Here is a 14,132-nt window from a genome sequence, read left to right as displayed (position 1 = left end):
CACTGGGGAAATGGGTCGGTGGGAGCCGCTCAGCCCTTGGCCGTGCGCTTCTTTTTCTCGGGGTCGTCGAACGGCAGGGCGTGGGCCACGGCCTTGGCCTGCAGGCTGCCGCGCACTTCGAGCGGCACGCCCGCTTCGGCGTAGTCCGGCTGCAGGCGGGCGATGGCCATGGAGCGGCCGGTCAGCCGCGAGTACATGGCGCAGGTGATCAGGCCGACCTGGCGGCCGTCGCTCCACAGGCTGTCGCCGTTGCCGGCGGCCTGCTCGCCATCGAGCAGCACGCCGAAGATCTTGAAGCGCTCGCGGCCCTGCAGCCGGTAGTGCTCGCCGGCGCCGCGGAAGTCCTGCTTGCCGGGCGAGACGGTGAAGTCCAGGCCGAGTTCCCAAAGGGTGTCGCCGGCTTTCTGGTCGGCGAAGGGGTACATCTGCGAGTTGTCGTAGGGGAAGAACAGCAGGTAGCTCTCGACCCGCAGCCAGTCCAGCGCGGTGAAGGCGCAAGGGATGATGCCGAGGTCCTTGCCCTGTTCGAGGATGCTGTCCCAGATCAGCGGCGCGTCGGCGGCCTTGCAGAAGATTTCGTAGCCGCGCTCGCCGGTGTAGCCGGTGCGCGAGATCATCACCGGTCGGCCGAACAGCTTGCCTTGCAGGTGGTGGAAGTACGGCAGGTCGCGGATGCCGGGCACGTGCTCGGCGAGGAAGTCGACGGCGCGCGGGCCTTGCAGCGACAGGTCGTGGAGGTCGTCGTCGAACAGCACGGCGACCTGGCGGCCCTGGGCCGAACGGATCAGCATCTCGTAGCCGCTGCCGGCGCCGTGCACCACCATGAAGGCGTTCGGCCCGGTGCGGTAGACGATGCAGTCGTCGATGAACTTGCCGTCCTCGTCGAGCATGCAGGCGTACACCGACTTGCCCGGATAGAGCTTGCTGATGTCGCGGGTGGTGGCGTAGTCGAGCAGGCTTTCCGCGTGCGGGCCGACGTAGTGCACCTTCTTCAGGCCGGACACGTCCATCAGGCCGGCGCGGGTGCGGATCGCTTCGTGGTGGTCGGCGAGGTCGCTGGCGTAGGTCCAGGCGGTGCCCATGCCGTTCCAGTCTTCCAGTTTCGAACCGAGCGTCAGGTGCCGTTCGCGTAGTGCGCTGATGCGCCAAGAGTTAGCCATGGGTATTTCTCCGGTGGGCGGTAGAGGTCGGGGTCAGGCGTCGCGGTCGAACTGGCTGAGCCAGTCCACCAGCACCGCGCGGTAGCGGGTCAGGCCCTTGTAGTCGGCGATGGGCTCGGGCAGGTCGCGCAGCACGCGGTGCAGGCGCCGCGCCCAGGCCGGCTGGGTGACCAGTTCGTCCATGCTGATCAGGTAGGTGCGGATGCTGAACATCAGCGCGTGGCTGCGCGGCAGGCGCAGCATCACTTGCAGCTCGACGCGCAGGTGCACCAGGCGGCCGACGTTGTCGGGGCTGACCAGGCCGCGCTCGCTGCCCCACTCGTGGTAGGTCTCCGGCGAGGTGTCCAGGCGCGGGTTGATGGTCATGGTCCAGTTCAGCCGGCGTACCGGATGGCCGACCTGGATGTTCAGCAGGTATTTCAGGGCGCGGTCGAAGACCCCCATCTGGTGCGCCATGGGCACCGGCGAGTGCCATTGCTTGAAGCTCATGCCGGCGTCGAAGGCCAGCGACCAGTCGGCCGGCGCGGTGACCATGCCGGCGTCCATGTAGAGGTCGCCGTCGCGCTGGTCGAGCAGGGCGAAGTCGCCCTGGACCTGGCGGGTGATGTATTCCAGCGGTTCGCACGGCAGGCTGGCGGCGTCGCCGAAGGTGAAGGCCTGGTTGATGCCCAGGGCCAGGTTGCGCCAGTGCCAGCGGTCGCCGTCGCGCTCCAGGCGGAAGTACTCCGGGTAGTCGGCGGCGAGCTGCTCCATGAGCACGCCGAGGGCGTCCCAGGCGGCCGTCTGCATGTGCGGCATGACCAGGCAGCGGCTCGGGTCGCGCTCCAGCACCAGGGCGCGTTCGGCGGTTTCCGAGCGGTAGTGCTCGTCGATGTCGAAGCAGTGCTCGAACACCGAGCCGGGATCGCGCGAGGTGGCCGGTTCGATGTTCACCGAGTACAGGTACTGGTCTTCCGGGAAGGGGAAGGGGAAGCGGCGGATGGCGTCCGGGCTGTTCCGGAAGCTGAAGGCTTCGCGATAGCTTTCCACCGGTTTGAAGGTCAGGCTCATTCGGGCGACTCCAGTCAGAGGTCGAGCAGGATCGGGCTGCCGCAACCGCGCGAGACGCACGGCATCAGGCTGTCGGCGCGCTGGTCGGCGTCGAGGAAGTGGTCGCGGTGCTCGACGTCGCCCTTGAGGTAGCGCGTCTGGCACTGGCCGCAGACGCCGCCGCGGCACAGGTTGGGCAGCTCCACGCCGGCCGCTTCGAGGGCTTCGAGCAGGCTCTGCTCGGCGGCCACCTGCAGTTGCCGGCCGCTGCGCGCCAGCTCGACGCGGAACGGCAGGCCCGGCTCGGGCGCGGCGAAGGCTTCCCAGTGCACCCGGCTGTCGCTCCAGCCGAGGGCGGCGGCCTGTTCGCGCAGGCCGAGCAGCAGGCGTTGCGGGCCGCAGGCGTAGACATGGCTGCCCAGCGGACGGCCGCGCAGGACCTGGTTGAGGTCGAGGCTGCGTTCGTCGCTGTCGTAGCAGTGCAGGCGCGCGCCGAGGCGTTCGCCGAGCGCCGCCACATAGGCATCGCTGATGCCGCCGCGGTAGGCGTAGTGCAGTTCGAAGTCGGCGCCCCGGCGCAGCAGCTCGGCGCAGTGGGCGAGGAACGGGGTGATGCCGATGCCGCCGGCGACCAGTATGTGCAGGCGCGCCTCGCTGTGCAGGGCGAACAGGTTGGCCGGGGCGCCCAAGCGCAAGCGGTCGCCGACGCGCAGCTCTTCGTGCAGGTAGCGCGAGCCGCCGCGCGAGTGTTCCTGGCGGCGCACGGCGATGCGGTAGGCGCGCCGGTCGCTCGGGTCGCCGATCAGCGAGTAGGCGTTGCGCACGCCGTTGGGCAGTTGCAGTTGCACATGGCTGCCGGCGGAGAAACCGGGCAACTGGCCTTCCAGGGCTTCGAAGGCGATCTCGCGGATCACCGGGGTGACTTCGCGGGCCTCGGCCACGCGCACATCGATCCAGGCACTCATGCTTGCGCCTCCGGGTTGGCTTGCACGGCATAGGGGTGGTCGGCGTCGGCGCAGACGCCGAGATAGGCGCCCAGGCGCCGCGAGAAGTGCCGGCGGACTTCCAGGCCGACGCCGCACTGGCGGCATTGCAGGCGCTCGCTGGCATCGCCGAGCTGGGTGGTCGCGCAGTGCACGCAGTACACCGGCCGGCGCGCCTCGCCGCTGCGCAACAGGTCGATTTCATCGGCTTGCAGGCCGGCGTTGCGGGCCAGGGAGTAGAGCGGCCAGACGAAGGCTTCGTCGCCGGCCAGGTACAGGCGCAGGCCGACCGGCGAGTGGCGCAGGCGTTCCAGCAGGGCGCGCTGCAGGGCGGCGGCGCTGCCCGGTGCGGGCGCCAGGCGGCTCAGTGGCAACCCGGCGAGTTCGCTGACGGCGGCCTGTTCGGCGGCCGCCGATTGCGCCACCAACAGGTGTTCGGCGGCGTCGGCGCGACGTGCCAGGCCGTAGCGCGGTTCACTGGGCAGCGGACTCGGTGGGGTGGGGGCGGCGGTGGCCATGGGCGTCCTCTCTGTGCGTGGCGGTCGCGGCTGTCGCCTGCCTGTTTCCGGGGCGCCGGGCCTGCTCTTGGTGCAGGTCGCGGTGCCGTTCGGGAGGCCGGGAGGCGATTCCGTCCGGTTTCTCTGTGGGGAAGATAATTTCCCAGTACGAATAACCCCTCAATCAGCAGGAGGTGATACCCCCAAAGGGATAAGGGCTCCGCCGCCGAGCCGACGGGGCATGAAAGTTGCTGCCCAGGTGACAGCTAATAAGCGAGGCGTGGGTATGGTCGAGCGACGTGGGCAGTGGCGGAAAACCTGGGCCGCGGGAGGTACCCGCGGTATCGACGCGGCCCGTCTGCGCGCCGCGGAGCTGGCGTTGCTCGGCGAGCTGCTGGAGGAGCCCGGCTCCTGGTCGCCGCTGGCGCGCTTCATGGCCGCCCTGGGCCGCGTCGACCTGCGCCTGCTGCTGGAGCAGTCCGATCTGCCGGCGCCGCTGAGCCGCGCCCGTGACTGTTGCGGCGAGGCTGCCTGCCCCCTGCGCGAGCCGGCCGCGCTGAGCCATGCGCAGGCCTGCGCGACCTGTCTGCGGCAGGGCCGCCGGCGCCTGCTCTGTCCGTTGCCGGCGAAGGCCCGGCGCGGCTACGGGGTGCTCCTGCTGGACGACTGCGCGGAGCCCGAGAGCCCGGCGGCGCGGGCGCTGCAACCGCTGTTGCCGTTGCTCGCCAGCGCCTGCCAGGGGGTGCGCCGGCTGCGCGCGCGGCAACGCATCGAGCAACATGGCCAGAACAGTGCGCTGGCGCGCGAACTGCACGATTCGGTGGCACAGCAACTGGGTTTCCTGTCGTTCCAGGCCAACCGCCTGCACGGCCAGTTGCAGCAGCCGGAACAGGCCACGGCCTTGCTCGACGAGCTGCGCCGTGGCCTGAGCGGCCTGCAGCGGCAGGTGCGCGAACTGATCAGCAACGCCCGCCTGAGCCTCGACGGGCGCTCGCTGCGCCAGGCCCTGGCCGACTCCCTGGATGAGTTCGGCCGGCGCAGCCAGATCGTCTTCGACCTCGACAACCGCTTCCCCGACGGCCTGCTGGACGACGAGGAGGAATTGCAGATCCTGCAGATCGTCCGCGAAGCCCTGGCCAATATCGTCCGCCACTCCCACGCGCGCAGCGCGCGCATCGAACTGCGCCAGGCCGACGGCGCGCTCTGCGTGCAGGTCGAGGACGATGGCATCGGCCTGCAGGGCGGGTGCGCCGAGGGTAACCATTTCGGCCTGTCGATCATGCAGGAGCGGGCCGCCTCGATCGGCGCCAGCCTGCGCGTCGAAGGCCTCCTGCCGCAGGGCACCCGCGTCGGCCTGTGGCTGGCCCTGGGCGAGCGCGGCGCCGACCACGGCCAAGGCCAATACCAAGAGGAGCCGGCGAGTGCATCCCAACGCCACCTTGCTGCTGATCGATGACCACCCGTTGTTTCGCCGTGGCCTGGCCGAGCTGTTCAGCGACAGCGGCGACTTCGTCGTGGTCGGCCAGGCTTCCGGTGGGCGCGAGGGCATCACCCTGGCCTGCCAGTTGCTCCCCGAGCTGATCCTGCTCGACCTGCACATGCCCGGCCTGGGCGGCCTGCAGGTGCTCGACGAGCTGCGCCAGCTGGAACTGGCCAGCCGGGTGATCATCCTCACCGCCTCGCTCGACCGCGCCGAGCTGGTCGCCGCGCTGCGCCTCGGCGCCGAGGGCTACGTGCTGAAGGACACCGAGCCGGACGCGCTGCTCGACTATGTGCGGCACTGCAGCAAGGGCACGGTGGCGCTCGACGAAACCCTGGTGGCGCTGCTCGCCGAGCAGGTCCAGGGGCCGGCCACGCCCGGCGACCTCACCGAGCGCGAGGCGCAGACCCTGGCGCTGATCGCCAGCGGCCTGAGCAACAAGCTGATCGCCCGCGAACTGGGGATCAGCGATGGCACGGTGAAAATCTATGTGAAGAACCTGCTGCGCAAGTTCAACCTGAACTCGCGGCTGGAGTTGGCGGCCTGGGTCCATCGCAGTGGCGGCCGGGCCGATTGAGGAAGGAGCACGCGCATGGCCAAGTTTTTCTTCGACAGCCACATTCCCGTGGACGCCCAGGGCGGCGACCTCGACGGCTACCCGCTGGCCTTGTTGCGCCTCGACCGCCAGGGCCGTCTGCGCCAGTACAACCAGGCCTGGAGCGCGCTCATGGAAGCCAGCCGGCTGGGCGGCGAGCTGGCCGACTACCTGCACCGCGAGGACCTGCCGCACTGGCAGGCGGCGCTCGACGAGCTGCGCGAGGACGGCGAGCGCAGCCTGCACCGGCGCATGCGCTTCATCCACCCGCGCGGCGATCTGCGCTGGTTCGACCTGCACCTGGGGCGGCGCGGCGAGCACTACTATGTGGCGCTCAGCGACGGCACCCGCCGGCGGCGCCAGGAAATCCAGCTGGAAGCCAGCCGGCGCGCGGCGAAGAGTCTGCTCGATGGCCTGCCGGGGCTGATCTACCGGGGGCGCAACAACCGCCACTGGACCATGGAGTTCGTCAGCGCCGGCTGCCTGCCACTGACCGGCTACCCGGCCGAGTACCTGACCAATACCCATGAACACAGCTACAGCACGCTGATCCTCGCCGAGTACGTCGATTACGTCTGGTCGACGGTGCAGTGCGCCTTGCTCAAGCACGAAGCCTACGAACTGAGCTATCGCATCCGCTGCGCCGACGGGCGGATCAAGGACGTCTGGGAGAAAGGCGTCGGCATCTATTCGGACACCGGCGAAGTGCTCGGCATCGAAGGCGCGATCTTCGAGATCGGCGGCGGCGCGAGCCTCTGAGCCGCGCCGCCGCCCAGCGGGGTTTCCGCTTCCGCCGCCGCTGTGCTTGACTGCAGCGGGCGGCGCCCGGCACAGGCCGCGGCGCCATGGCATTCAGTCACGGGGAGGCACGATGGACACTCCGGTAGTACTCATCACAGGCGCGGCGGGCGGTGTTGGACAGGCCCTGGTCGAACGTTTCAGCGCGGGCGGCTGGCGGGTCTTCGCCAGCGACCTGGACGGGCCAAGACTGGCGCAGCTGCAGGCGCGCTTCGCCCTGGCCGGCAGCCTCGCGGGGGACATCCGCCTGCCCGCGCGCTGCAACGCGATCGTCGCTGCCGCGGTGGCCGCCTGCGGCCGCCTGGACGCCCTGGTCAACGCCGCCGGCGTCTGGCGCGAAGGGCCGGTGGACAGCTTCTCCGAAGCGGATTTCGACCTGGTGCTGGACGTCAACCTCAAGGCCACCTTCTTCATGTGCGCCGCCGCCATTCCGCACCTCAAGGCCAGCGAGGGCGCGATCGTCAATATCTCCAGCGACGCCGGCCGCCAGGGCAACCGCAACGCCGCCGCCTATTGCGCGAGCAAGGGCGCGGTGACCCTGCTGAGCAAGACCCTGGCACTGGACCTGGCGCCGTTCGGCGTGCGCTGCAACTGCGTCTCGCCGGGCGACATCGACACGCCGATGCTCAGTTTCCAGGCCGAGCACTACGGCGCCGGCGACCCGCAGGGCTACTACCGCGAGCTGCTGGCCAAGTACCCGCAGGGCGAGCGCGCGCGCTTCATCCAGCCGCAGGAAGTCGCCGAACTGGTGTTCTTCCTCTGCCAGCCGGCGGCGCGCTCCATCACCGGCGCCGACCTGGCCATCGACAACGGCGTGTCGGCGGGCAACTGACCGCCGCGCCCGGCGCAGAGCCCTCCTGGCGTCGCCCTGGACCTTCGTGGCTGGCCGGGGCGGCGCTGTCCGCCGCGCAACAGTGGATCAACAGACTGCCGTCCGGCACACACCGGCGCGATCCTGGTGATATTGCTTAACTAATTGAAATGAAAGGATTTTTGTAGCTGGCACGGTTTGTGTTCTGGGCTATTCAGTGGCGTCGCGATCGGTGGCGCCGAGGATATGCAGTGGAGGAGACAACCATGTCGCGGGAAATCCGTTTGAACGCGTTCGAGATGAACTGTGTGGGTCACCAGTCGCCGGGGCTGTGGGCCCACCCGCGCGACCGCGCCTGGCAGTACAAGGACCTGGAGTACTGGACCGACCTGGCCAGGCTGCTGGAGCGCGGGCGCTTCGACGGGATTTTCATCGCCGATGTCATCGGCATCTACGACGTGCTCGGCGGCAACGGCGACGCGGCGATCCGCCAGTCCACCCAGGTCCCGGTCAACGATCCGCTGGCGCTGATCACGCCGATGGCGCTGGTCACCGAACACCTCGGTTTCGGCCTGACCGCGTCGCTGAGCTTCGAGCATCCCTATCCGTTCGCCCGCCGCCTGTCGACCCTCGACCACCTGACCAAGGGCCGCATCGGTTGGAACATCGTCACCTCCTACCTGGACAGCGGCGCGCGCAACCTCGGGCAGAAGGCCCTCAGCGACCACGACGCGCGCTACGACTACGCCGACGAATACCTGCAAGTGCTCTACAAGCTGTTCGAGGGCAGCTGGGAGGAGGGCGCCGTGCTGCGCGACCGCGAGCGGCGCATCTTCAGCGACCCGAGCAAGATCCACGAGATCCGCCACCACGGCAAACACTTCCAGGTGCCCGGCATCCACCTCTGCGAGCCGTCGCCGCAGCGCACCCCGGTGCTCTACCAGGCCGGCGCGTCGAGCCGCGGCAAGCAGTTCGCCGCCGAGCACGCCGAGTGCGTGTTCGTCGCCGCGCCGTCGAAGACCATCCTCAAGAAGGCCGTCGCCGACATTCGCCGGCGCGCCGCCGAGGCCGGCCGCGACCCGCGCAAGGTGCTGATCTTCAACCTGCAGACGGTGATCGTCGGCGAGACCGATGCCCAGGCCCACGCCAAGTGGCAGGACTACAAGCAGTACGTCAGCTACGAAGGCGCGCTGGCGCTGATTTCCGGCTGGACCGGTATCGACTTCGCCCAGTACCAGCCCGACCAGGTGCTCAAGCACATCCACACCAACGCCATCCAGTCCGCCGTCGAGGCCTTCTCCAGCGCCGACCCGAGCAAGCAGTGGACGGTGCGCGAACTGGCCGACTGGGTCGGCATCGGCGGCTTCGGTCCGCTGATCGTCGGCAGCGCCGAGACCGTCGCCGACGAACTGCAGAGCTGGGTCGAGGACACCGACGTGGACGGCTTCAACCTGGCCTACGCGGTGACCCACGAAACCTTCGTCGATGTGGTCGAACTGCTGGTGCCGGAGTTGCAGAAGCGCGGCGTGTACAAGACCGAGTACAGCCAGGGCACCCTGCGCGAAAAACTCTTCGGCGACGGCGCGCGCCTGCCGGCCTCGCACCCGGCCGCCGGCTACCGCGACCTGGCCCGCCTGCGCCAGGCCGACGCGGCGCTGGCCTGAGGAGAGCGCCGATGAGCGTGCACAGCCTGAACCGCAGCGCGCCCGTGTCGCTGCCCGCGGCGGCGCTGCAACAGTTGCGCCGCTGGGCCGCCGAGCGGCCGTTGCGCATCGCCTTGCGGCACCGCCGCCTGGGGGAATGGAAGGCCTGGCGCTGGATCGATGTGCTGCGCGAGGTGGAGCGCGCGGCGGCCGGCTTGCGCGAGCAGGGCTTCGGCGCCGGTTCGCGCCTGCTGCTGTGCGGCGCCTACGAGCCGAGCCTGCTGGTCCTGGCACTGGCCGCCCATGAACTGGGCGGCGAGCTGAGCACGCTGTCGCGCCTGGCACGCGGCGACGCCCTGCGCGAGCAGCTGCGCCGCGAGCGCCCGGCGTTCGCCTATGTGCAGCGCCGCGAGCAGGTCGAACATTGGCTTCGCGCCGGCGTCGAGCAGACGCTGCCGTTGCGGCTGTTCTCCGCCCAGGCGCTGCCGCGCAAGGTCGGCGCCTGGGACGTGCTGCCCCTCGACCGGGTGTTCGCCGGCGAGCCGCTGGAGCGCGGCCGCCTGGCCTGGCGCGAGGCGGCGCGTGACGCCGTGCTCTGGTGCGAGGAGGGCACCGAATGGCGCGAGGGGCTGAGCCAGCTGCTCAGCCGCTGGCTGGAACAGGGCGAGGCCCTGGCCTTCCCCGAGAGCAACGAATCGGCGGCCCGCGACCGCCGCGACATCGCGCCCACGGCGCTGCTGGCCTCGGCGCCGCGCTTGCACAGCCTGGCCGCGGACATCGAGGCACGCCTGGCCCCCGCCGGCAGTTGGCGCCGACGGCTCTGCGACTGGACCCTGAGCGATGCGCGGACGCCGCCGCGGCGCTGGCTGAAGGCGCGGGTGCGGCGCCTGCTTGGCTTCCAGCGCCTGCAACGGATCGACGCGCCGAGCGCCGACCCGCGTGCGCCGACGCAGTCCTCCTGGCTGCGCCCGTACCTGGAGCGTGTCGCATGAGCACGCTGCTCGAAGTCCGCGATGTGTCGCTGTCGTTCCAGGGCGTGAAGGCGATTTCCGCGCTGTCGTTCGCGGTTCGCCAGGGCGAGATCTGCGCGCTGATCGGCCCCAACGGCGCCGGCAAGAGTTCACTGCTGAACATCCTCAACGGCGTCTATCGCGCCGATGCCGGCGAACTGCGCTTCGATGGCGTGCCGTTGCGCCGGGTGCATCCGCTGGAGGCGGCGCGCCTGGGCATCGGCCGCACCTTCCAGAACAACGCGCTGTTCAAGAAGATGAGCGTGCTCGACAACCTGCTCACCGGCCTGTCGCGCTTCCAGCGCAGCCGCTTCCTCGAACAGGCCCTCGGCCTGCCCCGCGCGCGCCGCGAAGCGCGGGAATTCACCGCGCGTGCCGAGCGCGTCCTCGAGTTCCTCGAACTGCAAGCCTGGCGCGACGTCGCGGTGGGCAGCCTGGCCTACGGCCTGCAGAAGCGCGTCGAACTCGGCCGCGCCTTGATCGCCCAGCCGCGGCTGCTTCTGCTGGATGAGCCGATGGCGGGGATGAACGCCGAGGAAAAGCGCGAGATGAGCCGCTTCATCGCCGACATCAACCGCGACCTGGGCACCACCGTGGTGCTCATCGAACACGACATCCAGGTGGTCATGGGGCTGTCCTCGCACGTGGTGGTGCTCGACTACGGGCGCAAGGTCGGCGATGGCACGCCGGCCGAGGTGCAGGCCAACCCGGACGTGATCGACGCCTACCTGGGGAGGTCGCACTGATGGATTTCTTCCTCGAAACCCTGCTCGGCGGCCTGCTCGCCGGGACCATGTATTCGCTGGTGGCGATCGGTTTCGTGCTGATCTACAAGGCCAGCGGCGTGTTCAACTTCGCCCAGGGCTCGATGCTGCTGTTCGCCGCGCTGACCTTCGTCAGCCTGCACGAGCAGGGCGTGCCCTTCGCCGTGGCGCTGCTGCTCACCCTGCTGGTGATGGTGCTCGCCGCCATCCTCATCGAGCGCCTGGTGCTGCGCCCGTTGCTGGGGCGCTCGCAGATCACCCTGTTCATGGCCACCCTCGGCCTGTCGTTCGTCATCGAGGGCCTGGCCCAGGGGCTGATGGGCGCCCAGGTGCGCGCCCTCGACCTGGGCATCGAGGACGTGCCGCTGTTCCTCGGGCCGATCATGCTCAGCCAGTTCGACCTGGTCGCCGCCGCGGTCGCCGCCGCCCTGGTGCTGGCGCTGGCGCTGCTGTTCAACCGCACGCGCATCGGCATCGCCCTGCGCGCGGTGGCCGACGACACCCACGCGGCGCTGTCGCTGGGCATCAACCTGAACCGCATCTGGCAGATCGTCTGGGCCGTGGCCGGGATGGTCGGGCTGGTCGCCGGGCTGCTCTGGGGCGCGCGCCAGGGTGTGCAGTTCTCGCTCTCGCTGGTGGTGCTCAAGGCTTTGCCGGTGCTGATCATCGGCGGCTTCACCTCGATCGGCGGGGCGATCGTCGGCGGTCTCATCGTCGGCGCCGCGGAGAACCTCGCCGAGGCCTACCTGGGACCGCTGGTGGGCGGCGGCATCACGCCCTGGTTCGCCTATTTCCTCGCCCTGGTGTTCCTCTACATCCGTCCCGCCGGACTGTTCGGCGACCGTGCCATCGAACGAGTGTGACCCCATGACCGCTAGCATTCCGCCGCTCCCGGCGACCTTCGACGACGCGCCGCTGACTCTGGTCCGCCGGCGCCGCCCCGTGGCCCTGGCGGGCCTGCTGCTGGTGGCCTTCGGTGTGCTGCCGTGGCTGGCCGGCGACTATTGGCTGAACGCCATCCTGATCCCCTTCCTGGTGCTGTCGCTGGCCGGACTGGGGCTGAACCTGCTGACCGGCTACGCCGGACAGACCTCGGTGGGCGCCGCTGGCTTCATGGCGGTCGGCGCCTTCGCCAGCTACGGCCTGCTGCTGCGCGTGCCGGCGCTGCCGTTGCCGCTGGCGCTGCTTGGCGGCGGGCTGATCGCCGGGCTGGTCGGGCTGTTGTTCGGCATCCCCAGTTCGCGGATCAAGGGCTTCTACCTGATGGTCACCACCCTGGCCGCGCAGTTCTTTCTCGAATGGGTGTTCGCCAAGTTCCCCTGGTTCTACAACTACGCCTCCTCGGGCACCATCAGCGCGCCGCGCCTGGAACTGTTCGGCCACAGCCTCGCTTCGCCGGCCGGGCGCTACCTGCTGACCCTCGGCTGCGTGGTGCTGCTGACCTGGGTGGCGCTGAACCTGGTGCGCAGCCAGGTCGGCCGCAACTGGATGGCGATCCGCGACATGGACACCGCCGCCGCGGTGATCGGCATCCCGGTGGATCGCTACAAGCGCCTGGCCTTCCTCGTCAGCTCCTTCTACCTGGGCATCGCCGGCGCGCTCTGGACCTTCGCCTACCTGGGCACCGCCAGCGCCAGCAGTTTCGATATCAACCGCTCGTTCCAGATCCTCTTCATCATCATCATCGGAGGCATGGGCAGCATCGCCGGCAACTTCATCGGCGCGGCCTTCATCAGCCTGCTGCCGATCCTGCTCAATCACGCCGGGCAATGGCTGTTCGCCGGGCACATCGATCCCGGACAACTGCAGAACCTGCAGAAGATCCTCTTCGGCGCGCTGATCGTCTGGTTCCTGATCAAGGAGCCGGAAGGGCTGGTGCGCCTGATCCGCAACCTGTTCGACCAAGCCAGGGTCTGGCCGCTGCGCTTCTGAGCGGCACCCCGTCCATGCCTTGACCCGACCACGGGAGGGGTTCCATCACACCCGAGCACAGAACCCATCGCCATGCGCAAAACCCTGCAACGTACCCTGGCTGCCGGCCTCCTGGCCCTGGCCGCCCACGGCGCCGTGCCATCCTTCGCGAGCGCCGCCGACAACCAACAGTTCATCCCGCTGGCCACCTACCGGGTCGGTGCCTACGCCTCCAGCGGCATTCCCTGGTGGGCCGGGGAAATCGACTATTTCCGCTACATCAACGAGGTCGAGGGCGGGGTCAACGGCGTCAAACTGGTCTGGCAGGAATGCGAGACCGAGTGGAACACCGACCGCATCGTCGAGTGCTACGAGCGCTTCAAGGGCGGCCTGGATGGCGCGCCGACCGCGTTCTTCTTCACCCACAGCACGCCGGCGTCCTACGCGCTGATGGAGAAGGGCGCGGCCGACCATATCCCGCTGATCGACGGCGCCGGCGGCCGCACCGAGTCCACCGACGGCAGCGTCTTCCCCTACGCCTTCCCGCTGCTGCTCAACTACTACGGCCAGGCCTCGGTGGGGATCAATTACATCGCCCAGCGCGAAGGCGGCTTCGACAAGCTCAAGGGCAAGAAGATCGTCACCGTCTACCACGACTCCGCCTATGGCCGCGAAACCCAGGCGCCGATGAAGCTGCTGGCGGAGAAGTACGGCTTCGAGAACATCCAGATCCCGGTGGCCGATCCGGGCAACGAACAGTCGGCGCAATGGCGCCAGGTACGGCAGGTCAAGCCGGACTGGGTGTTCCTGCGCACCTGGGGCGTGTCCACCCCGGTGGGGATCAAGACCGCCGCGCGCTTCGGCATCCCGGTCGATCGCCTCATCGGTGACGTCTGGGCCGGTTCCGAGGCCGACGTGATCCCCGCCGGCGCCGCCGCCAAGGGCTACCAGGCGCTGGCGCCGTTCCCCGGCGGCGACGGCTTCGAAATCCACAAGCGCCTGCGCCAGTCGATCCTCGACGCCGGCAAGAGCGACCTGAAGGACCCGAGCTATTTCGGCAAGGTCTACTACAACATCGGCCTGATCAACGCCGCCATCGCCGTCGAGGCGCTGCGCACCGGGCAGAAGCACTTCGGCAATCGCCCGCTGAACGGCGAAGAAACCCGCTGGGCCTTCGAGCACCTGGACATCGACGCCGCGCGCCTCAAGGCCATCGGCTTCGAAGGCCTGCTGCCGCCGCTCAAGCTGTCCTGTGCCGACCACGAAGGCGGCGGCGCGGCCCGCGTGCAGCAGTGGGACGGGCAGAAGTGGGTGCTAGTGACCGACTGGCTGCAGGCCGACCGCGCCACCCTGCGTCCGCTGATCGAGGTCAAGTCCGCGGCCTATGCCAAGGAGAAAGGCATCAGCCCGCGCGATTGCGCGGCGGAACACTGACGCCAGGGGGATAACCG

General features: G+C 69.4%; 14 protein-coding genes. 10 read left to right on the top strand and 4 right to left on the bottom strand.

Annotation, left to right across the window (positions count from 1 at the left end):
* Positions 1-29 precede the first annotated feature (29 nt).
* Genes BLQ74_RS25590 through BLQ74_RS25575 form a run of 4 tightly spaced genes read right to left on the bottom strand, consistent with a single transcriptional unit; the run spans position 30 to position 3,690 of the window.
* Positions 30-1,160, bottom strand: coding sequence for an aminomethyl transferase family protein (locus BLQ74_RS25590; protein ID WP_090268130.1), 1,131 nt, complete (start codon positions 1,158-1,160; stop codon positions 30-32).
* Between the two features lie 33 nt (positions 1,161-1,193).
* On the bottom strand, positions 1,194-2,210 hold the full coding sequence (locus BLQ74_RS25585; protein ID WP_090268128.1) for a heme-dependent oxidative N-demethylase family protein: 1,017 nt from the start codon (positions 2,208-2,210) through the stop codon (positions 1,194-1,196).
* Positions 2,211-2,224: 14 nt separating this feature from the next.
* Complete coding sequence (locus BLQ74_RS25580) at positions 2,225-3,154, bottom strand: PDR/VanB family oxidoreductase (RefSeq protein ID WP_090268126.1); 930 nt, start codon at positions 3,152-3,154, stop codon at positions 2,225-2,227.
* Entirely contained in the window at positions 3,151-3,690 is a 540-nt protein-coding gene (locus BLQ74_RS25575) for a dimethylamine monooxygenase subunit DmmA family protein (protein ID WP_090268124.1), read from the bottom strand. Before BLQ74_RS25575 ends, BLQ74_RS25580 begins: the two co-directional genes overlap by 4 nt.
* Positions 3,691-3,955: 265 nt before the next feature.
* Here BLQ74_RS25575 and BLQ74_RS25570 point away from each other — a divergent pair, with 265 nt between their 5' ends.
* The 10 genes from BLQ74_RS25570 (at position 3,956) to BLQ74_RS25525 (ending at position 14,115) form a co-directional block, all read left to right on the top strand.
* Entirely contained in the window at positions 3,956-5,125 is a 1,170-nt protein-coding gene (locus BLQ74_RS25570; protein ID WP_090268123.1) for a sensor histidine kinase, read from the top strand.
* The gene (locus BLQ74_RS25565) at positions 5,091-5,726 is read left to right on the top strand and encodes a response regulator (protein ID WP_090268121.1); all 636 of its coding nucleotides are present in this window, start codon (positions 5,091-5,093) and stop codon (positions 5,724-5,726) included. The genes BLQ74_RS25570 and BLQ74_RS25565 overlap by 35 nt, the downstream gene beginning before the upstream one ends.
* A 15-nt stretch (positions 5,727-5,741) precedes the next feature.
* Entirely contained in the window at positions 5,742-6,503 is a 762-nt protein-coding gene (locus tag BLQ74_RS25560) for a PAS domain-containing protein (RefSeq protein WP_244507270.1), read from the top strand.
* 112 nt (positions 6,504-6,615) lie between these two features.
* The gene (locus BLQ74_RS25555) at positions 6,616-7,374 is read left to right on the top strand and encodes an SDR family NAD(P)-dependent oxidoreductase (protein WP_090268119.1); all 759 of its coding nucleotides are present in this window, start codon (positions 6,616-6,618) and stop codon (positions 7,372-7,374) included.
* Between the two features lie 245 nt (positions 7,375-7,619).
* Entirely contained in the window at positions 7,620-9,017 is a 1,398-nt protein-coding gene (locus tag BLQ74_RS25550) for an LLM class flavin-dependent oxidoreductase (RefSeq protein WP_090268118.1), read from the top strand.
* An 11-nt stretch (positions 9,018-9,028) separates the two neighbouring features.
* The gene (locus BLQ74_RS25545) at positions 9,029-9,988 is read left to right on the top strand and encodes an AMP-binding protein (protein ID WP_090268116.1); all 960 of its coding nucleotides are present in this window, start codon (positions 9,029-9,031) and stop codon (positions 9,986-9,988) included.
* Positions 9,985-10,752, top strand: a complete 768-nt coding sequence (locus tag BLQ74_RS25540; RefSeq protein ID WP_090268114.1) for an ABC transporter ATP-binding protein — start codon at positions 9,985-9,987, stop codon at positions 10,750-10,752. The genes BLQ74_RS25545 and BLQ74_RS25540 overlap by 4 nt, the downstream gene beginning before the upstream one ends.
* On the top strand, positions 10,752-11,633 hold the full coding sequence (locus BLQ74_RS25535) for a branched-chain amino acid ABC transporter permease (RefSeq protein WP_090268112.1): 882 nt from the start codon (positions 10,752-10,754) through the stop codon (positions 11,631-11,633). The genes BLQ74_RS25540 and BLQ74_RS25535 overlap by 1 nt, the downstream gene beginning before the upstream one ends.
* Before the next feature lie 4 nt (positions 11,634-11,637).
* Positions 11,638-12,702 (top strand): branched-chain amino acid ABC transporter permease, encoded by a 1,065-nt coding sequence (locus BLQ74_RS25530; RefSeq protein ID WP_090268110.1) that lies wholly within the window; start codon positions 11,638-11,640, stop codon positions 12,700-12,702.
* 72 nt (positions 12,703-12,774) lie between these two features.
* A complete protein-coding gene (locus BLQ74_RS25525; protein ID WP_090268108.1) occupies positions 12,775-14,115 on the top strand; it encodes an ABC transporter substrate-binding protein in 1,341 nt (446 codons plus the stop codon).
* The last annotated feature ends 17 nt before the right edge of the window (positions 14,116-14,132 follow it).

The sequence above is a fragment of the Pseudomonas panipatensis genome (assembly GCF_900099785.1).
GTDB lineage: Bacteria > Pseudomonadota > Gammaproteobacteria > Pseudomonadales > Pseudomonadaceae > Pseudomonas > Pseudomonas panipatensis.
This window is presented reverse-complemented; position numbering and strand designations above follow the sequence as displayed.